Genomic DNA, 290 nt, shown 5'->3' with positions numbered 1-290 from the left:
AGGAACACCGATGAAAGGGATCGAAATTTCTACATTAGCCCCTGAAGCTCGCATGCAAGAACGCGGTTGGTAAAAGATGATAAAAGTAGGAGTACTGTCACTGCAAGGCGCAGTTAGGGAGCATGTTCAAGCTATCGAGGCGTGTGGGGCTGAAGCGGTAGTGATCAAGAAAAAAGAGCAGTTGGCAAATGTAGAAGGGCTTGTTATGCCAGGTGGGGTAAGTACAGCGATTAGGCGATTGATCGATAAGTATGATTTTATGGACGAGTTGAAAAAATTAGCCCAAGCTG

1 protein-coding gene is annotated in these 290 nt (G+C 45.9%); it reads left to right on the top strand.

All coding sequences use genetic code 11. The annotated features are described in order from the left end of the window. Positions 1–76 precede the first annotated feature (76 nt). Positions 77–290, top strand: a 214-nt coding sequence (locus tag PZE06_RS28870) for a type 1 glutamine amidotransferase family protein (RefSeq protein WP_483314105.1), incomplete at its 3' end; no start/stop codon positions are given.

This window comes from Robertmurraya sp. DFI.2.37 (assembly GCF_029211245.1).
GTDB classification, from domain to species: domain Bacteria; phylum Bacillota; class Bacilli; order Bacillales; family Cytobacillaceae; genus Robertmurraya; species Robertmurraya methanolica_A.
This window is presented reverse-complemented; position numbering and strand designations above follow the sequence as displayed.